The 15778-nt window shown below is 72.2% G+C and carries 17 protein-coding genes; 8 read left to right on the top strand and 9 right to left on the bottom strand.

The window, feature by feature from the left end:
• Window positions 1-22: 22 nt before the first annotated feature.
• Window positions 23-1189 (top strand): glycosyltransferase, encoded by a 1167-nt coding sequence (locus AC1ROY_RS03160; RefSeq protein ID WP_493147035.1) that lies wholly within the window; start codon window positions 23-25, stop codon window positions 1187-1189.
• A gap of 5 nt (window positions 1190-1194) precedes the next feature.
• Here the strand turns inward: AC1ROY_RS03160 and AC1ROY_RS03155 are convergent, their stop codons facing one another.
• Genes AC1ROY_RS03155 through gloB form a run of 5 tightly spaced genes read right to left on the bottom strand, consistent with a single transcriptional unit; the run spans window position 1195 to window position 3852 of the window.
• Entirely contained in the window at window positions 1195-1386 is a 192-nt protein-coding gene (locus AC1ROY_RS03155) for a hypothetical protein (protein WP_493147033.1), read from the bottom strand.
• A 23-nt stretch (window positions 1387-1409) separates the two neighbouring features.
• A complete protein-coding gene (locus AC1ROY_RS03150; protein ID WP_493147031.1) occupies window positions 1410-2015 on the bottom strand; it encodes a class I SAM-dependent methyltransferase in 606 nt (201 codons plus the stop codon).
• Window positions 2012-2506 carry a cupin domain-containing protein gene (locus AC1ROY_RS03145; RefSeq protein WP_493147029.1) on the bottom strand — a complete coding sequence of 165 codons (495 nt, stop codon included), beginning with the start codon at window positions 2504-2506 and terminating at the stop codon, window positions 2012-2014. Before AC1ROY_RS03145 ends, AC1ROY_RS03150 begins: the two co-directional genes overlap by 4 nt.
• Window positions 2503-3093 carry a glutathione S-transferase N-terminal domain-containing protein gene (locus AC1ROY_RS03140; RefSeq protein ID WP_493147027.1) on the bottom strand — a complete coding sequence of 197 codons (591 nt, stop codon included), beginning with the start codon at window positions 3091-3093 and terminating at the stop codon, window positions 2503-2505. Before AC1ROY_RS03140 ends, AC1ROY_RS03145 begins: the two co-directional genes overlap by 4 nt.
• A gap of 30 nt (window positions 3094-3123) precedes the next feature.
• Window positions 3124-3852 carry a hydroxyacylglutathione hydrolase gene (gloB, locus tag AC1ROY_RS03135; RefSeq protein ID WP_493147026.1) on the bottom strand — a complete coding sequence of 243 codons (729 nt, stop codon included), beginning with the start codon at window positions 3850-3852 and terminating at the stop codon, window positions 3124-3126.
• Between the two features lie 45 nt (window positions 3853-3897).
• On the opposite strand from gloB, the gene AC1ROY_RS03130 reads away from it, so the two are divergent.
• Entirely contained in the window at window positions 3898-4647 is a 750-nt protein-coding gene (locus tag AC1ROY_RS03130; protein ID WP_493147024.1) for a methyltransferase domain-containing protein, read from the top strand.
• On the opposite strand, the gene rsmI is transcribed toward AC1ROY_RS03130, so the two are convergent.
• Window positions 4611-5519: a 16S rRNA (cytidine(1402)-2'-O)-methyltransferase gene (gene rsmI, locus AC1ROY_RS03125; protein ID WP_493147023.1), complete on the bottom strand. Its 909-nt coding sequence runs from the start codon at window positions 5517-5519 to the stop codon at window positions 4611-4613. The genes AC1ROY_RS03130 and rsmI overlap by 37 nt on opposite strands.
• Here rsmI and AC1ROY_RS03120 point away from each other — a divergent pair.
• Both AC1ROY_RS03120 and AC1ROY_RS03115 read left to right on the top strand, forming a co-directional pair.
• On the top strand, window positions 5501-6640 hold the full coding sequence (locus tag AC1ROY_RS03120; protein WP_493147022.1) for a penicillin-binding protein activator: 1140 nt from the start codon (window positions 5501-5503) through the stop codon (window positions 6638-6640). The two genes, rsmI and AC1ROY_RS03120, sit on opposite strands and share 19 nt — an antisense overlap.
• A 193-nt stretch (window positions 6641-6833) precedes the next feature.
• Entirely contained in the window at window positions 6834-8192 is a 1359-nt protein-coding gene (locus AC1ROY_RS03115; protein ID WP_493147020.1) for an ATP-binding protein, read from the top strand.
• A 31-nt stretch (window positions 8193-8223) separates the two neighbouring features.
• Here the strand turns inward: AC1ROY_RS03115 and AC1ROY_RS03110 are convergent, their stop codons facing one another.
• Window positions 8224-8922: a DJ-1/PfpI family protein gene (locus AC1ROY_RS03110; RefSeq protein WP_493147019.1), complete on the bottom strand. Its 699-nt coding sequence runs from the start codon at window positions 8920-8922 to the stop codon at window positions 8224-8226.
• 146 nt (window positions 8923-9068) lie between these two features.
• Complete coding sequence (locus tag AC1ROY_RS03105; protein ID WP_493147017.1) at window positions 9069-10010, bottom strand: GlxA family transcriptional regulator; 942 nt, start codon at window positions 10008-10010, stop codon at window positions 9069-9071.
• 180 nt (window positions 10011-10190) lie between these two features.
• Between AC1ROY_RS03105 and AC1ROY_RS03100 the strand changes: the two genes are divergently transcribed.
• Window positions 10191-11150: a Bug family tripartite tricarboxylate transporter substrate binding protein gene (locus tag AC1ROY_RS03100; protein ID WP_493147015.1), complete on the top strand. Its 960-nt coding sequence runs from the start codon at window positions 10191-10193 to the stop codon at window positions 11148-11150.
• A 10-nt stretch (window positions 11151-11160) separates the two neighbouring features.
• Window positions 11161-12603 (top strand): amidohydrolase family protein, encoded by a 1443-nt coding sequence (locus AC1ROY_RS03095; protein WP_493147013.1) that lies wholly within the window; start codon window positions 11161-11163, stop codon window positions 12601-12603.
• Here the strand turns inward: AC1ROY_RS03095 and AC1ROY_RS03090 are convergent.
• Complete coding sequence (locus tag AC1ROY_RS03090; RefSeq protein WP_493147011.1) at window positions 12600-12977, bottom strand: RidA family protein; 378 nt, start codon at window positions 12975-12977, stop codon at window positions 12600-12602. The two genes, AC1ROY_RS03095 and AC1ROY_RS03090, sit on opposite strands and share 4 nt — an antisense overlap.
• Before the next feature lie 226 nt (window positions 12978-13203).
• On the opposite strand from AC1ROY_RS03090, the gene AC1ROY_RS03085 reads away from it, so the two are divergent.
• Window positions 13204-13566: a hypothetical protein gene (locus AC1ROY_RS03085; RefSeq protein ID WP_493147009.1), complete on the top strand. Its 363-nt coding sequence runs from the start codon at window positions 13204-13206 to the stop codon at window positions 13564-13566.
• 187 nt (window positions 13567-13753) lie between these two features.
• Window positions 13754-15694: an acetate--CoA ligase gene (gene acs, locus AC1ROY_RS03080; protein WP_493147007.1), complete on the top strand. Its 1941-nt coding sequence runs from the start codon at window positions 13754-13756 to the stop codon at window positions 15692-15694.
• Window positions 15695-15778 lie beyond the last annotated feature (84 nt).

Here is a 15778-nt window from a genome sequence, read left to right as displayed (position 1 = left end):
CCCGCTGCAGGACGCGATGCCGATGGCCATGGATGGAACGAGTTACCCGACTATCGCCATCTGCAGGCCGCAGCAGTCCCCCATCATCTGCTTTTCCTCCGTCCGCTGGCGCGATGCCGATCGCCTGCGGCAGCTCCTGTCCCGCTTTGCCCGCCAGCGCGACGTGTTCTTTCTGGAGGAGCCGGTCCGCGCCGACGTGGAGAGCCTCCAGATCCGCCCCTGCGCGCTGACGGGCGTCCAGGTGGTCACGCCGATGTTGCCGGCCGACGGCGTCGAGGACCGACGCCTGGTCCTGGACCTGCTGCTGGCCCGCTCCGGCTCCGCCGTCGCCTGGTACACGGCGCCCGAGGCCCGCGCCTTCTCCGATCATGTGCCCTGGCTGGCCACGGTCTATGACTGCGCCGGCGAGCCCTCGGGCGCGGGGCTGCCCTTCGAAGGCCGCCTGATCCAGGTCGCCGACCTGGTCTTCGCGGGCGGCGCCGGGCTCTATGAGGACCGCCGCGACCGCCATCCCAACATCCACTGCCTTCCGGGAGGGATCGATGTCGATCACCTCGCGGCAGCACGCGGGCTGCTGCCGGAGCCGGACGACCAGATCGGCCTCCGCCGTCCGCTGCTCGGCCGCTTCGGCGTGGTGGACGAGCGGCTGGCCCTGGATCTGCTGGCCCGCATCGCGGCCCTGCGCCCGCACTGGCACTTCGCCATGATCGGCCCGATCGAGACGGCGCGGGCGCTGCCGCGGCTGGAGAACATCCACTGGCTGGGCGCCCGGGACGAGTCGGAGCTGCCGGCGTATCTTTCCCACTGGGATGTGGCGATCATGCCGCTGGCGCGGGGGGCGGTGCCGGACGCCGCCGAGGTGCCCCGCTACCTCGCGGGCGGCCGCCGCGTCGTCTCCACGCCGGTCCGCGAGGTCGCGCGGCGCTTCGCGGGGCTGGAGGCGGTGGCGACGGTCGAGAATGCCCAGGCCTTCGTGGACGCCGCCGAGCAGGCCATGCTGCGGGCGGATGTCTCGGATTTCGTCGCGGTGGACGACCTCCTGGCCACGCTCTCCTGGGACGCGGTCCAGCAGCACATGGCCGCGCTGCTCAAGACGGCAGAGCGCAATGCGGCCTTCTCGAGCATGCCGCAGTCGCGCTTCGGCTCGCTGCCGGCCTTCCTCGCGGGCGAGCGGGTGGCGGCCGGATAGCGCCCCTACCGGTCGTGCGGCGACTTGTCCGGGACGGGGCGGGGATCGCTCTTGTCTCCGGGGCCGCGCTTCTGGTTCGCCGGCAGGCCCTTCTCCAGCTGCGCCTCGGTGCGTTCCCGTCCATTGTCGGGATGGCCCTTGGATTCCGTGCCAGAGACGGGGCCGGAGACGGGCGGGTTCTTCGATGTCTGTTGCATTCCCGGAAAACGGGCGGATGGCGTCAGGGTTGCCGCAGCACGCCGCGGACCACCTCGGCGAGGCCCTGGTGGCGCAGGCCCTCGTCCAGTCGGACGGCGCCCTCCGTCAGCTCCAGGATTTCGAGGCCGGGAAATTCCCGTTCCACGATCTCGCGGGTCCAGAGCAGCTCGGGCAGCTTCGGCCCGCCGCTGCGGCGGCCCTGCTGGGCGGGGCTGAATCCCTCCAGCACGAGGAGCCCGCCGGGCTTCAGCGCCTTGCGGCAGCCGGCGGCGGCGAGCGCGCGGTCGGCCGGGGGCAGGTGCAGGTAGATCCAGGCGATCAGGTCGAAGCGCGCCGCGGGCCAGTCCCAGCCGGCGGCGTCGGCGACGACGGTTTCCAGCGGGACGCCCTGGGCGGCGGCGAGCTCGCCGGCCTTGGCCATGCCGACGGCGGACCAGTCGAGCGAGGTGACCGCCAGCCCCTGGCGGGCCAGCCAGACGCCATTGCGGCCCTCGCCGTCGCCTACGGCCAGGGCGGTCATGCCGCGGCGGAGGCGCCGCGACTGGGCGACGAGGTACTCGTTCGGCGCCTCGCCGAACTGGAAGCCGCCGCCGGCATAGCGCTCGTCCCAGGCCAGGGAGGTGCTCATGCTTCGCGGGGCCGATTCAGGCCTCCGCGCCCTGCGGCGCTGCGGCCATCGGGCGCGGGTTCCCAGCCGGGCGGCGCCATCTCGAACCCGGAAAAATCGAAGGCCGGCGAGACGGTGCAGCCGCAGAGGACCCAGCCCTCCAGCGGCGCGGCCGCCTGCCACCAGCCCGGGGGCACCAAGGCGAAGGGCTGCTCGCCGGCGCCGAGGTCGGGGCCGAGGCGGTGCTGCTCCACGGCCTTTCCGTCCGCCGAGAGCCGTAGAGCCAGCGGCCCGCCGGCATACCAATGCCAGGCCTCGGCGGCGTCGACGCGGTGCCAGTGGCTGCGCTCGCCGGGCGCCAGCAGGTAGTAGATGGCCGTTCCGGCGCCGCGCCCGCCGCCTTCCGGCGCGTCGCGCCAGATCTCGCGGTAGTGGCCGCCCTCGGGGTGCGGCTGGAGCCCGAGCGCCGTGATCACGCCGGCGGGGTCCAGCGAGGGGTCGCGCAGGTTCACCCTTGCGGCACCGTCCGGGCGAAGATCGGGTTCTCCGACTGCGCGGCGAAGAAGGCGGCGAGTTCAGGGCGCCGGGCGCGCCAGTCGTCCACGCTGAAGCGGAAGTCGAGATATCCCAGCGCGCAGACCAGGCCGACGGTGCCGATGTTCAGGGCGCCGGGCAGGGGCTCGTTCTCGAGCTGGTCCAGCGTGCGGGCGATGGCCGCCTTCTGGCGGTCCATCATGGCGCCGCGCGCCTCCTCGGCCGGCTGGAGCGAGAGGCCGCGGCGCAACACCGCGGCGGTGAGGATGCCCTCGGCCAGGGCGGCCAGGCGCAGCGCCTCCCAGCGCGGCGCGCCGGCGGCGGGGCAGAGCTTCGCCGCGGTGCCGATGCTGTCGAGGTACTCGCAGATCAGCGGGCTGTCCGGCAGCACCATGCCGTTGTCGAGCACCAGCGTCGGCACCTTGGAGAGCGGGTTGTCCACCAGCAGGTGCGGCGGGCTGACATGCGGGTTGGTGTCGACCCGGTCGAGCTCGATGCCATGATGCAGGGCGACGGCGCTGACCTTGCGGACGAAGGGGCTGGCCGCGGAATAGTGGAGCTTCATGGGTCCCTCCTTTTTGCCTGGGCGGCCCTTCTAGCGGAAATTGTCCTTCCCGGACCGCAGATCCGCGAAATGCGCGACGTCGCGCGCATGCAGAAATGGGTTGATCGCGTGCTCCGTGGCCAGGGTCGTCGGCACGGTCGGCTTGCCTTCGGCGCGCAGCGACTTTGCCTGCTCGGAGAAGGCCTTCAGCGCCGCGTTGTCTGGCTCGACGCTCAACGCGTAGCGGATGTTGGAGAGCGTGTACTCGTGGCCGCAGCAGACCTTCGTCGCCCCCGGCAGCGCCGAGAGTTTTTGGAGCGACGCGAACATCTCCGCCGCGGTGCCTTCCAGCAGCCGACCGCAGCCCGCCGCGAAGAGCGTATCCGCGCAGAGCAGGGCCTCGCCCGACGGGAAGTACCAGGAGATATGGCCGTGCGTGTGGCCGGGCGTGTCGATGATCTGCGCCTCGGACTCGCCGAGGGCGAAGACGTCGCCCGGCTTCACCGCCAGGTCCAGCTTCGGCAGGCGGCTTGCGTCGTTGGCGTTGCCGGCGACCTTCGCGCCGGTCCGCGCCGCGACCTCGGGGATGCCGGCGATGTGGTCGCCGTGATGGTGGGTGATGAGGAGCCAGTCCAGCCGTCCGCCCTCGGCCTGCACGAAGTCCAGGATGGGCTCGACCACGGCGGCGTCCATCACGGCGGTAACGCCGGTGGCCTCGTCTCGCAGGAACCAGGCGTAGTTGTCCTCGAGGATGGCGATGGGCTTCACGGTCAAGGTCATGGGCGAGGCCTCCCTGGGGGCTGTGTCCTCGCCTATATCCCGCGCATGAGCGCAGAGGTCCACGGGCTGACCGAATTCTACGCCGCGCCCCTCGGCCGGGTGGCGGAGCGCATGATCGGCGCGCGCATCGCCTATCTCTGGCCCGACGGCGGGCAGCGCGACCTGCTCGGGCTCGGCTGGGCGGCGCCCTATATGGGGCTCTGGGGTGGGCAAGGCCGGCGGATCATGGTCACGCCGCACGGCGCCGCGCCCGGCACCGCCCTGGCCGAGGACGCCCGCCTGCCCCTGCCCGACACCTGCCTCGACCGCATCCTGCTCGTCCACGCGCTGGAGACCAGCGACGCCGCGCCCGGCCTGCTGCGGGAATGCTGGCGCGTGCTGCGCGACGACGGGCGGCTGCTGGTGGTGGTGCCCAACCGGATCGGCGCCTGGGCGCATTTCGACCACACGCCCTTCGGCCAGGGCCGGCCCTATTCGCGCGGTCAGGTCGCGCGGCTGCTGGAGCAGCGGCTGTTCCGGGTGACGCGGCGCGAGGCGGCGCTCTTCGTGCCGCCCTTCCCCTGGCGGATGCTGCTCGGGGGCGCCGGGCTCTGGGACCGGATGGGGCGCCGGCTGGCCCGGCGGCTGGCGGGGGTGATGCTCATCGAGGCCGAGAAGGACCTGCTGGCGGCGGTGCCGGCCAGCGGCGTCCCGGTGCGCCGGCGGGTGACGGCGCCGCTGCCCTCGAACTATGCGGTGAGCCCTTTCGGCACGGGCCCCTATCGGCCGGCGGCGAGCTCCAGGGCGCGGGCATAGACGCGCTTGCGCGGCAGGCCGGTGGCCTCGGCGACGGTCGCCGCCGCATCGCGGACGGACAGCGTCGCCATGGCTGCCCGCAGGGCCTCGTCCAGGGTCTCGGCGGTGGCCGCGGCGGGCGGCGGCGCCGGGCCGACGCAAAGCACCACCTCGCCCCGGGCCTCGTGGGCCGCGTAATGGGCCGCCAGCTCCGCGAGGCTGCCCCGGCGGACCTCCTCGAAGCGCTTGGTCAGCTCGCGCGCGACGCAGGCCGGGCGGTCGGCGCCGAGCCCTTCCGCCAGGGCGGCCAGCGTCTCGCCGGTCCGGTGCGGCGCTTCGTAGAAGACGAGGGCAGCGGAAAGCCCCGCCGCCTCCAGGACCGCGATCCGCGCGATCTCGGCGGCCCGCGCCGCGGCCTTGGGCGGCAGGAACCCGTGGAACAGGAAGGGATGCGGCGGCAGGCCGGAGAGGGTCAGCGCCATCACGACAGCGCTCGGCCCCGGGACGGCGGTGATCGCCACTCCCGCCGCGATCGCCGCCCGCACCAGCCGGTAGCCCGGGTCGGAGACCAGGGGCGTGCCGGCGTCGCTCACCAGGGCGAAGCGCTCGCCGGCCAGCATGCGGGAAACCAGCCTGGGGGCCTCGCTTTCCTCGTTGTGGTCGTGCAAAGCGAGGAGTGTCGCGGAAATACTATGCCGCGCGAGCAGTCTGGACGTTACTCTCGTGTCCTCGCACAGCACCGCGTCGGCTCCGGCCAGCGCGGCGGCCGCGCGGGCGGAGAGGTCGCCCAGATTGCCGATGGGGGTGGCAACCAGGGTCAATCCCGGGGGTATCTGGCCCAGGGCAATTTGATCCGGTGTCGAAGGGGGTAGGTATGCGTCGTCTGGTTCCATCGGGGGTCGCCCTCGCGTCCCTCCTCCTTCTGCTGATCGGCTGCGCCCCGCAACCCCCGGGAATCGCCGTCCGCCCGCCGTCGGGCATCGCGCCCTGGAACGCCGGGGCCACTGCCGTGGAAGGGCCGCGCGTCCGCGTGGGGCTGCTGCTGCCGCTGACCGGCGGCAACGCGCCGCTCGGCCAGGCCATGCTGAACGCCGCGCAGCTCGCGCTCTTCGACCAGGGCGACCGGCGCGTCGAGGTGCTGCCGCGCGATACCAGGGGCACGCCCTCCGGCGCCGCCGAGGCCGCCCGCGGCGCGCTGGGCGACGGCGCCCTGGCGCTGGCCGGCCCGCTCACCCTCGGCGAGACCGCCGCCGTGGTGAACGTCGCGCGCGGCTCGCAGGCGCCGGTCTTCGCCTTCACCTCGGACGAGGCGCAGGCCGCCGCCCGGGTCTGGGTGCTGGGACTGACGCCGAGCCAGCAGGTCCGCCGCATCGTCGCCGCGGCCTCCGAGGCGGGGGCGCGCCGCTTCGCGCTGATGGCGCCGGACGACGCCTTCGGCCAGCGCCTCGCCGCGGCGCTGCGCGCAGCCTTGCAGCAGATGGGCGGGCCGCCGCCGACCGTGGCGCTCACGTCGCGCGGGAGCGACCTTGCCGCGGCCGCCCAGCAGATCGCCGCCGCGCAGCCGGAGGCGGTGCTGATCGGCAATGGCGGCCCCGGCGCCAGGGCGGCCGGCGCGGCGCTCGCCGCGGCCTTCCCGGGCGGGCTGCCGCGCATCCTCGGCACGAGCCTCTGGGCCGGCGATGCCACGATCGGCAACGAGCCGGCGCTGGTGAACGCCTGGTTCACCGCGCCCGACCCTGAGGCGCGCGGCCGCTTCGACGCGCAGTACAGCGCGGCCTTCGGCGACCGGCCGTCGCGCCTGGCTGGCGTGGCCTATGATGCGCTGGCGCTGGCCGCGCGCTCGGCGCGCGACGGCGGGCCACCGGTCGGCGTGGCCTTCATGGGTGCGGACGGGCCGGTGCGGTTGCTGGAGGGCGGCGTGCTGGCGCGGGGCCTCGCGATCTTCGCCGTGCGCCAGGGCGGCGAGGCGCAGCTCCTCCAGCCGGCCCCGGTGCCGGGCGCGGCCGGAAGCTGATCTGGTTTAAAATCAAACTGATAGGATCCAGGGATTTGTAATCCCTGACGGGGGAGCGCGAGGGGGCAGCGCCCTCTCGCATCCACTTTCCCAGGTTTCTTCAACCTGACGCGTGAATCGCGCGCCCGGCCCCTCTATCAACGCGGGCCTTCGGCGCGAATCGGGCTGCGCCACGCCTGGAAAGGGATGATTCATGGGCGGCCTCCTCGCGACAGCCGCGCTGATCGGCGCCGCGCCGACGCTGACGCTGCTCACCCTGGCGGCGCTGGGCGAGCTGCGCGCCGGCACAGCCCTGCTGGCGCTGCTGCTGTGCCTCGCCTCCGCGCTCGGGCTCGCCTGGTTCTGGCTCGCTGCCATGTCGCGCCTCGCCGCCGTGCTGCGCCGCGCCGCCGACGAGGAGGGGCCCTTCAGCGCGCCGCTGCCCATCCCGCGCCTGCCCGCCATCGGCCATGTGGAGGAGGGGCTGGGCCGGCTGGCCCGCTCGCTGGAGGCACGCGCCGCGCTGGTGAGCCGGCTGCGCGCCTCGGACGAGGCGATCGTCGAGTCGTTGCCGGACCCCTTGCTCATCCTCGGCGCCGACCGGACCCTGCTGCGCGCCAATGCGGCCGCCCGGCGGGTCTTCGGCCTGCAGCGCGACGCGACGGCGCGGGGCGACATGGGCGCCCTGCTGCGGCACCCGCTGATGGCCGCCGCGCTCGACCGCGCTCTGGCGGATGGCGGGCCGCAATCGACCGAGCTCGCGCTGCCCGGCAGCCTGACGCGGGAGCTCTCCGCCCAGGTCCTCGCGCTGAACCCGCCGCTGGCGGATGGCGGCAAGCTGCTCGTCGTGCTGACCGACCGCACGGCCGCGCGGGCCGTGGAGCGGATGCGCGTGGACTTCGTCGCCAATGCCAGCCACGAGCTGCGCACGCCGCTGGCGAGCATCATCGGCTTCATCGAGACCCTGCGCGGCCCCGCCAAGGACGACCCAGTCGCGCAGGAGCGCTTCCTCGGCATCATGGCGGAGCAGTCGGAGCGCATGCGCCGCCTGATCGACGACCTGCTCGGCCTCTCGCGCGTCGAGATGAGCGAGCACCAGGCGCCCGAGGGGAAGGCCGACCTGCTCGCCCTGCTGAACGCCGAGGCCGCGGCGCTGGAGCCGCTCTTCGCCGCCAAGGGCGTGCACCTCACGCTCGCCCTGCCGGAAGGGCCGCTCACCGCGTCGCCAGCTGATGCCGACCAACTGGCCCAGGTCGCGCGCAACCTGCTCGACAACGCGCTGCGCCACGCCGCGCACGAGGTGCGGCTGGAGGCGGGGCACGGCCGCCAGGGGGCGCGCGAGGGCGTGACCTTCACCGTGCGCGACGACGGGCCGGGCATCGCGCGCGAGCACATCCCGCGCCTGACCGAGCGCTTCTACCGCGTGGACAAGGCCCGGGCGCGCGGAGTCGGCAATACCGGGCTCGGCCTCGCCATCGTGAAGCACATCCTGGCGCGGCACCGTGGGCAGCTGACGATCGACAGCGAGATCGGGGTGGGCTCGACCTTCAAGGTCTGGGTGCCGGGGAATTAGCCCATCCCGGGGGGCAGGGCTGCGCATGGGATCACACCTTTTCCCGGAGGTTGGCGGCAGCCTGGGCGACGAGACGCTCGCGCAGCGCGCGGCGGGACGCGCCGGCCGCCTTTGCGCGCTCGAGGATGTGCGGCGGCGCGACGAAGGGCGTCCCTGAGCGGAAGGGCGGCTCCGGGTCATACTCGATCTGCAGCTGGATCTGCTTCGCGACATCCTCGCCCACGAGGTCGGCCGCGACGCGCAGCGCCATGTCGATGCCCGAGGTGACGCCACCGGCCGTGTAGAGATTGCCGTCCACCGTCATGCGGGCGTCGCTGACCGTCGCGCCGAACTCGGAGAGCAGGTCGCGCGCGGACCAATGACCGCTGGCGCGCCTGCCGCGCAGCAACCCAGCCGCGCCGAGCAGCATGCTGCCGGTGCAGATGCCGAAGACGTATTTCGCGGCCAGGGCCTGCCTGCGGACGAACTCCACCGCGACCTCGTCGAGCAGCAGATCGTCCGTGCCGGGGCCGCCGGGGACGACCAGCATGTCGAACTGCGGCGCGCTCGCGAAGTCGAGGCTGGGCAGGATGGTCAGGCCCTTGTCGGTGCGGACCGGATCCATGGTCCGGGCGACGACCTCGGCGCGCCAGCCGGGCAGGCGGGCGAGCACCTCGTAGGGCCCGGTCATGTCGAGCTGGGTGAGGCCGGGGAAGATGAGCAGGCCGGCGACGAGTTCAGGCTGGGGCACGGCGTTTCTCCTTTGTGCGTCCGTCGAGGCTAGGCCGCCTGCCGATTGGCGGAAATGACAGAGGCCAGGAGATTCCTGCCAACCCGGTCGCAGCATGGAGCGCGTGTTGGGAGGCTGGCTGCGGAAGGAACGTTCAGGGAGGACCGTCAGGCGCCGAAGCGGGCGCGCCAGTCGGTGGGGCCCACGCCGAAGCTGCGCGCGAAGGCGTGGCGCATGCGCTCCTCCGAGCCGAAGCCCACCTGCCGCGCGACGGCTCCGTTGGAGAGGCGCGTGGTCTCCATCAGCGCGCAGGCACGATCGAGGCGCAGACGCTCCATGGCCTTGGCCGGCGTGGTGCCGGTGGCTGCGAAGAAATGCCGATGGAAGCTGCGCGGCGCCATGCCGGCGCGCTCGGCCAGCGCCTCCGCGTTGAGCGGCCGGTGCAGGTTCCGCTCGGCCCAGTCCATGAGGGCGGAAAAGCTGTCCGTCACCTGCATCTCGAGCGGCGCGCTGAACTGCGACTGCCCGCCCGAGCGCCGCATGTAGACCACGAGCCGCCGCGCCACCTTCGCCGCCAGCGGCGCGCCCAGATCCTCCTCGATCATCGCCAGCGCGAGGTCGATCCCCGCCGTCACGCCGGCCGAGGTCCAGGTCGTGCCGTCGCGCACCCAGATGCGATCGGGCTCCAGCCGGATGGACGGGAACTCGCGGGCCAGGAGATCGCAGGAGCGCCAGTGCGTGGTGGCCGCGCGGCCCTCCAGCAGACCAGCCTCGGCGAGCAGGAAGGCGCCGGTGCAGACGGAGGAGACACGCCGCGCCGATGCTGCGTGCCGGCGCAGCGCGGCCAGCAGCCTTTTCGAGTTCCGCGCCGCATGCACGCCGGGGCCGCCGGGGACGAGCAGCGTGTCCACCGGGCGGCGCGGGATCGCCGTCGCCAGGATGGGAAGGCCGCCCTGCATCGCGACCGGCCCTGCCGCCTCGGCGGCGACGCGCAGGCGGTATTGCCCGCCGCCCGCCTCCTCGTCGGCCGAGGTGAAGGCCTGGTAGGGGCCGGCCAGGTCGATCGGCTGCATGCCGGGATAGGCGAGGATGAGGATGTCGCGGAGCATTGGCTGAAAATGCCATCGTGCGGAAATTCCTGCCAGCGGGAATCGCGCGGGCAATCCGGCCGCCGGATCGCCCGCGCTTTGGGCAAATGTCTGGCATGGCGTGCATTTCGCCCGCCGAGGGCCCTACCCTCCTGCCCGGCGAGGCCGGATACCGGTCGGAAAGCCCGAGGAGACCTCCGCATGAACGCCACCCGCCGCGCCCTGCTGCTCGCGCCGCTCGCCACGCCGGCCTTGGCGCAGGGCCAATTCCCGGAGCGGGCGATCCGCGTGGTCATCGGTTATCCGCCCGGCGGCGGCGTGGACACGGTGGGGCGGCCCATCATGCAGCGGCTTTCCGAACGCCTCGGTCAGCCTGTCGTGGTCGAGAACCGCGCCGGCGCCAACGGCAACATCGCCATGGAGTACATGGCCCGCGCCGAGCCCGACGGCTACACGCTCTTCCTGGGCGACAACGGCAATCTCGGCATCACCCACGCGCTCTATCCGAACCTCGCCTTCGACACGCAGCGCGATTTTGCCGGCGTCGCGCAGCTCACCGCCGGGCCCTTCGTGCTGGTCGTCCCGGCGAACCTTCCCGCGCGCACGCAGGCGGAATTCGTGGCGATGCTGAAGGCGCGGCCGGGCGTGCTGAACTTCGGCTCGGCCGGCATCGGCTCGGGCCCGCACCTCGCCTACGAATCCTGGCGCCGCGCGGCCGGCGTCGAGATGACGCATGTGCCATATCGCGGCACGGGGCCGGCGTTGCAGGGGATGCTCGCCGGCGACGTGCAGCTGATGATCGGCAATTACGGCGTCTTCCGCGGCGCGGTGGAGGGCGGGCGCGCGCGCGTCCTCGCCATCTCCTCGCCGGCGCGGCAGCCGAGCATCCCCGACGTGCCGACGGTGAAGGAGGCGGGCGTGGATTGGGGCCTGATGGGCTTCAACGGCGTGCTCGCACCGGCGCGCATTCCGCCGGAGCGGCGGCAGATCCTGGAGGACGCCTTCCGCGCCATCATGACGCAGCCCGAGACGGTGGCGCAGATGCTGACGCTCGGCTCCATCGCCGATTTTGGAACGGGCGCGGAGCTCGACGCGCGGATGCGCCGCGAGCGCGCCGACTGGACGCGCCTGGTGCGCGAGGCGAACATCCAGGCGGAATAGGGGAAACGTCATGGCCACGCTGATCACCAACGCCACCATCGTGACCGGCGACGCGGCAGGCACGATCCATCATGGCGGCGCCATCGCGATCGAAGGCCGGCGCATCGCGGCGATGGGCCCGACCACCGAGATCGTCGCGAAATACCCCAGGGCCGAAGTCGTCGACGGCACCGGCCGCGCGATCTTCCCCGGCTTTGCCAACATCCACACCCACTTCGTCATGACCTTGGCGCGCGGCGTCTTCGAGGATCTCTCGCCGCCGCACGAGCCGCCCTTCTGCGGCGGCCTCTCGCCGATCCCGCTGCCCGCGCTCTCGCCGGCCGAGCAGGCGGTGATGTGCCAGCTCGGCGCGCTGGAGGCGATTCGTTCCGGCACCACCGCCGTGCTGGAGGACGCCGCGCAGATCGAGAACTATGCGCAGGAGATGGTCGACACCGGCCTGCGCATGGTGCTCGCCGAGCGGAGCTGGGACCGCATCGGCACCTCCATCGGCGACCCCTCCGAATTCGTGCGCGACGAGAAGGTGGGCCGGGCCGGCGTGGACCGCACCAAGCGCCTCCACGCGAAGTGGGACGGCGCCGGCGAGGGGCGCATCCGCGTCGGCGTCTCGGCCTGGGCGCCGGACATGTGCTCGACCGAGCTGCTGCAGGAACTGCGCGCGCTGCAGCAGTCGCTCGACACCGTCTGCACCATCCATCTCAACCAGATCTGGGGCGAGGTCGCGGCGGTACAGGCGCACCACAACATGCTGCCCAGCGAGTATCTGGAGAGCATCGGCTTCCTCCACGACCGGATGGTCGCGGCGCATTGCCGCTGCATGGCTCCGGTGGAGGAGAAGATCCTCGGCAGGCATCGCGTGAACGTCGCCTTCAACTCGGCCATCGCCGCCCGCCGCGGGCTGTCGCCGCGCGTCTGCGAGATGGAGCAGGCCGGCTGCAATGTCGGCATGGGCACCGACAACATGGCCGAGGACATGGTGGAGGTGATGCGCACCGGCCTCTTCATGGAGCGCATCCGCCGGCAGGACGGCCGCAACCCCACGCCCGAGGAGGCGCTGCGCTGGGCCACGCGCAACGGCTATCAGGCGATGGGCGTGAAGGACGGCGGCTGGCTGGCCGAGGGCAATCTCGCCGACCTCATCATGTTCCGCACCGACCGCGCGCATCTGGTGCCGTTCCTGCGCGCCGTCTCCGTCTTCGTGCACCAGGGCCAGGCGCGCGACGTGGAGGACGTGATGGTCGACGGGAAATGGATCATGCGCGAGGGGAAGATCCTCACCATGGACGAGGCGAGGATCCTGCGCGAGGCGGACGAAGTGTCGAACCGCGCCTGGGCGCGGCTCTTCGCGGAGAAGCCGGAGATCGAAGTGCCGGAGGGCTTCCGGCCGCTTCCGGCCGCCGTCGCCGACGGCACGGCGCGGGTGGACATGCAGCCGGTGGGGCCGAAAGCCTAAGCCGGAAGGGCGGCGGTGATGATGATCTCCACCAGGTCGCCCTCGGGCATCACCGACTGAACGAAGGAGCGGACCGGCCCCTGCCCGTCCGGCATCCAGCTTGCCCAGGCGGCGTCGAATTCCGGCTTCCTGTCATGGTCGGTGACGACGATCTCGGCCTTCACGATCCGCGTCCGGTCCAGCCCCGCCTCCTTCAGGTAGCCGTCCAGGACGTTCAGCGCCCCGATCGTCTGTCCGGCGATGTCGAGGCTCTTGTCCGGCCCCGTCGCCACCGCCCAGAGGAATCCGCCGCCGCCCGGCAGCCGGTAGACGGACACGGCCGATTTGCTCGGAAGCTTGGCGTTCGGGATGCGGTGAAGGTCAGGATTGGGCACGGATTCGCCTTTTCGGATGGTTCCGGCGCCACTATCGCGGGGCGCCGTCCCACCGGCCAGACGCACCCCCCGAAGATGGCAGCTCGCCACAGCCGCCCCGAAATCGCCGCACCCGCCCTCAAACCACCTTGCCGCTGCCCGAGACCTTCCACGGGCCGCCGGCAACCTCCTTCTCACGCGCCGCTCCACTCCGGACCGGCGCGGTTCCCCAAGGAGGAACACAGACATGACGAAGAATTTTCGCCCTGCTCTTCTCGCCACCGCCGTGCTGATCGGCTTCGGCGCCCCCGCCTTCGCGGCCGATCCCGTCCCCGGCAGCGCCGCGTCCAGCACCCAGGCCCCGGCCGCCCGCGCCCAGGTCGTCACCCCCTCCGTCCCCGGCAGCGCGACGACCGCGCCCCGCACGGTCACCGGTTCGGTCCAGGCCCCGTCCCGCCAGGCCGCGACCCCCGCCACCCCGGCCCATCCGACCGGCCAGGTGACGGCGCCCCGCCCCGCGAACGGCCAGGCCCAGGCCCCCGTCCGCCCCGCCGCGCCCGCCGGAACGGCCTCGACCACGCCGGCCCCGAGCGCACCCCGGGCAAACTAATTGCCCGTTCATGCGTTAGACTATCTCTCCCAACCCAACCGGCCCTGACTGGCGGCCGGCACCTTGGCCCCCTCCGGAACCTTCCGGAGGGGTTTTTTTAGGTCCGCTGCGCCCCATGATTGACGGCATCCGATCCGGCATGGCCTTGTCCCTGCCGAAAAAGATCGCCTCGAGGGAGGGACCGCCCATGACCGATGACACGCTCATCGCCATCAAGCCCGAGATCGCCGCCACGGCGCGCGTGAACGCCGAGCGCCGCGCCGCCATGGTCGAGGAGGCCGGGCGCGACCCCGACGGGTTCTGGCGCAAGGAAATGTCGCGGATCGCCTGGATGAAGGCCCCGACGAAGATCAAGAACACGGATTTCACCGGCGACGTCTCGATCAAGTGGTTCGAGGATGGCGAGCTGAACGCCAGCGTCTCCTGCCTCGACCGGCACATCGCGGCAGGGCGCGGCGACCAGGTCGCCATCATCTGGGAGGGGGACGATCCGTCTGCCGACAGCAGGACGAGCTATGCCGAGCTGCACGCCCAGGTCTGCCGCATCGCCAATGCCTTGCGCGCGCTGGGCGTGAAGAAGGGCGATCGCGTCTGCATCTACCTGCCCATGATCGTCGAGGCGGCGGTGGCCATGCTGGCCTGCGCGCGCATCGGCGCCATCCATTCCATTGTTTTCGGCGGATTCTCGCCCGACAGCCTGGCCTCGCGCATCCAGGATTCCGAATGCTCGGTCCTGCTGACGGCCGATGAGGGCCGCCGCGGCGGGCGCAAGGTTCCTCTGAAGGCCAATGCCGACGAGGCGCTGCAGACCTGCCCCTCGATCCAGCACGTCCTGGTCGTCCGCAACACGGGCTCGCCCGTCCCGATGCAGGAAGGCCGCGACCTCTGGTGGCACGAGGCGGCCGCCGCGCAGCCCGCCACCTGCGAGCCGGAGCGGATGAACGCCGAGGACCCGCTCTTCATCCTCTACACCTCGGGCTCCACCGGAAAGCCCAAGGGCGTGCTGCACACCACGGGCGGCTACATGGTCTGGGCCAGCTTCACGCACGAGCTGGTCTTCGACTACCGCCCCGGCGAGATCTACTGGTGCACGGCGGATGTGGGCTGGGTGACCGGCCACACCTACATCGTCTACGGCCCCCTCGCGAACGGGGCGACCACGCTGATGTTCGAGGGCGTGCCCAACTACCCCGATTTCGGCCGCATGTGGCAGGTGGTGGACAAGCACCAGGTCAACATCTTCTACACCGCGCCCACCGCCATCCGCGCCCTGATGCGCGAGGGCGAGGGGCCCGTGAAGAAGGCCTCGCGCAAGACGCTGCGCGTGCTGGGCAGCGTCGGCGAGCCGATCAACCCCGAGGCCTGGCTCTGGTACTACCGCGTCATCGGCGACGAGCGCTGCCCGATCGTGGACACCTGGTGGCAGACCGAGACGGGCGGCATCCTGATCTCGCCGCTGCCCGGCGCCGTGGCCCAGAAGCCGGGTTCCGCGACGCTGCCGCTGCCGGGCGTCTTCCCCGCGCTGGTGGACGGGGACGGAAAGCTCCTGGAGGGGGCGACGGAGGGCAACCTCGTCATCACGGATTCCTGGCCCGGCCAGATGCGCAGCATCTACGGCGACCACGCCCGCTTCGGGCAGACCTACTTCTCCACCTTTCCGGGAAAATACTTCACCGGCGACGGCGCCCGCCGCGACGCGGACGGCTACTGGTGGATCACCGGCCGCGTGGACGACGTGATCAACGTCGCCGGCCACCGCATGGGCACGGCCGAGGTGGAGAGCGCGCTGGTCGCCCATCCCAAGGTGGCCGAGGCCGCCGTGGTCGGCATGCCGCACGACCTCAAGGGCCAGGGCATCTACTGCTATGTCACGCTGAATGCCGGCGTGGAGCCGACCGACGCGCTGAAGAAGGAGCTGGTCGCCTGGGTCCGCAAGGAGATCGGCCCCATCGCGACGCCGGATGTCATCCAATGGGCGCCCGGCCTGCCCAAGACCCGCTCGGGCAAGATCATGCGCCGCATCCTGCGCAAGATCGCCGCCAACGAGACCGACAGCCTGGGCGACACCTCCACCCTGGCGGATCCTGCCGTGGTGACGGAGCTGGTGGAGAATCGCGTGACGGCCTGAACCGGGTCGTTTTCAGGGCCCACCGGCCCCGCTCGCAGACCGTCACGAATCTGCCTGACGCCTGCAACGGAAGCCGTGCCATAG

Source organism: Roseococcus sp. GW821-FHT12F05 (assembly GCF_058806835.1).
The sequence above is the reverse complement of the archived record's forward strand: the minus strand, read 5'-3'. Positions and strand labels throughout refer to the sequence as shown.

What these genes read in the sequence shown, in the direction of transcription:
- AC1ROY_RS03160 (WP_493147035.1), top strand. Translation starts at nt 23, where the DNA reads ATGGCCATGGATGGAACGAGTTACCCGACTATCGCCATCTGCAGGCCG.
- AC1ROY_RS03155 (WP_493147033.1), bottom strand. Translation starts at nt 1,386, where the DNA reads ATGCAACAGACATCGAAGAACCCGCCCGTCTCCGGCCCCGTCTCTGGC.
- AC1ROY_RS03150 (WP_493147031.1), bottom strand. Translation starts at nt 2,015, where the DNA reads ATGAGCACCTCCCTGGCCTGGGACGAGCGCTATGCCGGCGGCGGCTTC.
- AC1ROY_RS03140 (WP_493147027.1), bottom strand. Translation starts at nt 3,093, where the DNA reads ATGAAGCTCCACTATTCCGCGGCCAGCCCCTTCGTCCGCAAGGTCAGC.
- gloB (WP_493147026.1), bottom strand. Translation starts at nt 3,852, where the DNA reads ATGACCTTGACCGTGAAGCCCATCGCCATCCTCGAGGACAACTACGCC.
- AC1ROY_RS03130 (WP_493147024.1), top strand. Translation starts at nt 3,898, where the DNA reads ATGAGCGCAGAGGTCCACGGGCTGACCGAATTCTACGCCGCGCCCCTC.
- AC1ROY_RS03120 (WP_493147022.1), top strand. Translation starts at nt 5,501, where the DNA reads ATGCGTCGTCTGGTTCCATCGGGGGTCGCCCTCGCGTCCCTCCTCCTT.
- rsmI (WP_493147023.1), bottom strand. Translation starts at nt 5,519, where the DNA reads ATGGAACCAGACGACGCATACCTACCCCCTTCGACACCGGATCAAATT.
- AC1ROY_RS03115 (WP_493147020.1), top strand. Translation starts at nt 6,834, where the DNA reads ATGGGCGGCCTCCTCGCGACAGCCGCGCTGATCGGCGCCGCGCCGACG.
- AC1ROY_RS03105 (WP_493147017.1), bottom strand. Translation starts at nt 10,010, where the DNA reads ATGCTCCGCGACATCCTCATCCTCGCCTATCCCGGCATGCAGCCGATC.
- AC1ROY_RS03100 (WP_493147015.1), top strand. Translation starts at nt 10,191, where the DNA reads ATGAACGCCACCCGCCGCGCCCTGCTGCTCGCGCCGCTCGCCACGCCG.
- AC1ROY_RS03095 (WP_493147013.1), top strand. Translation starts at nt 11,161, where the DNA reads ATGGCCACGCTGATCACCAACGCCACCATCGTGACCGGCGACGCGGCA.
- AC1ROY_RS03085 (WP_493147009.1), top strand. Translation starts at nt 13,204, where the DNA reads ATGACGAAGAATTTTCGCCCTGCTCTTCTCGCCACCGCCGTGCTGATC.
- acs (WP_493147007.1), top strand. Translation starts at nt 13,754, where the DNA reads ATGACCGATGACACGCTCATCGCCATCAAGCCCGAGATCGCCGCCACG.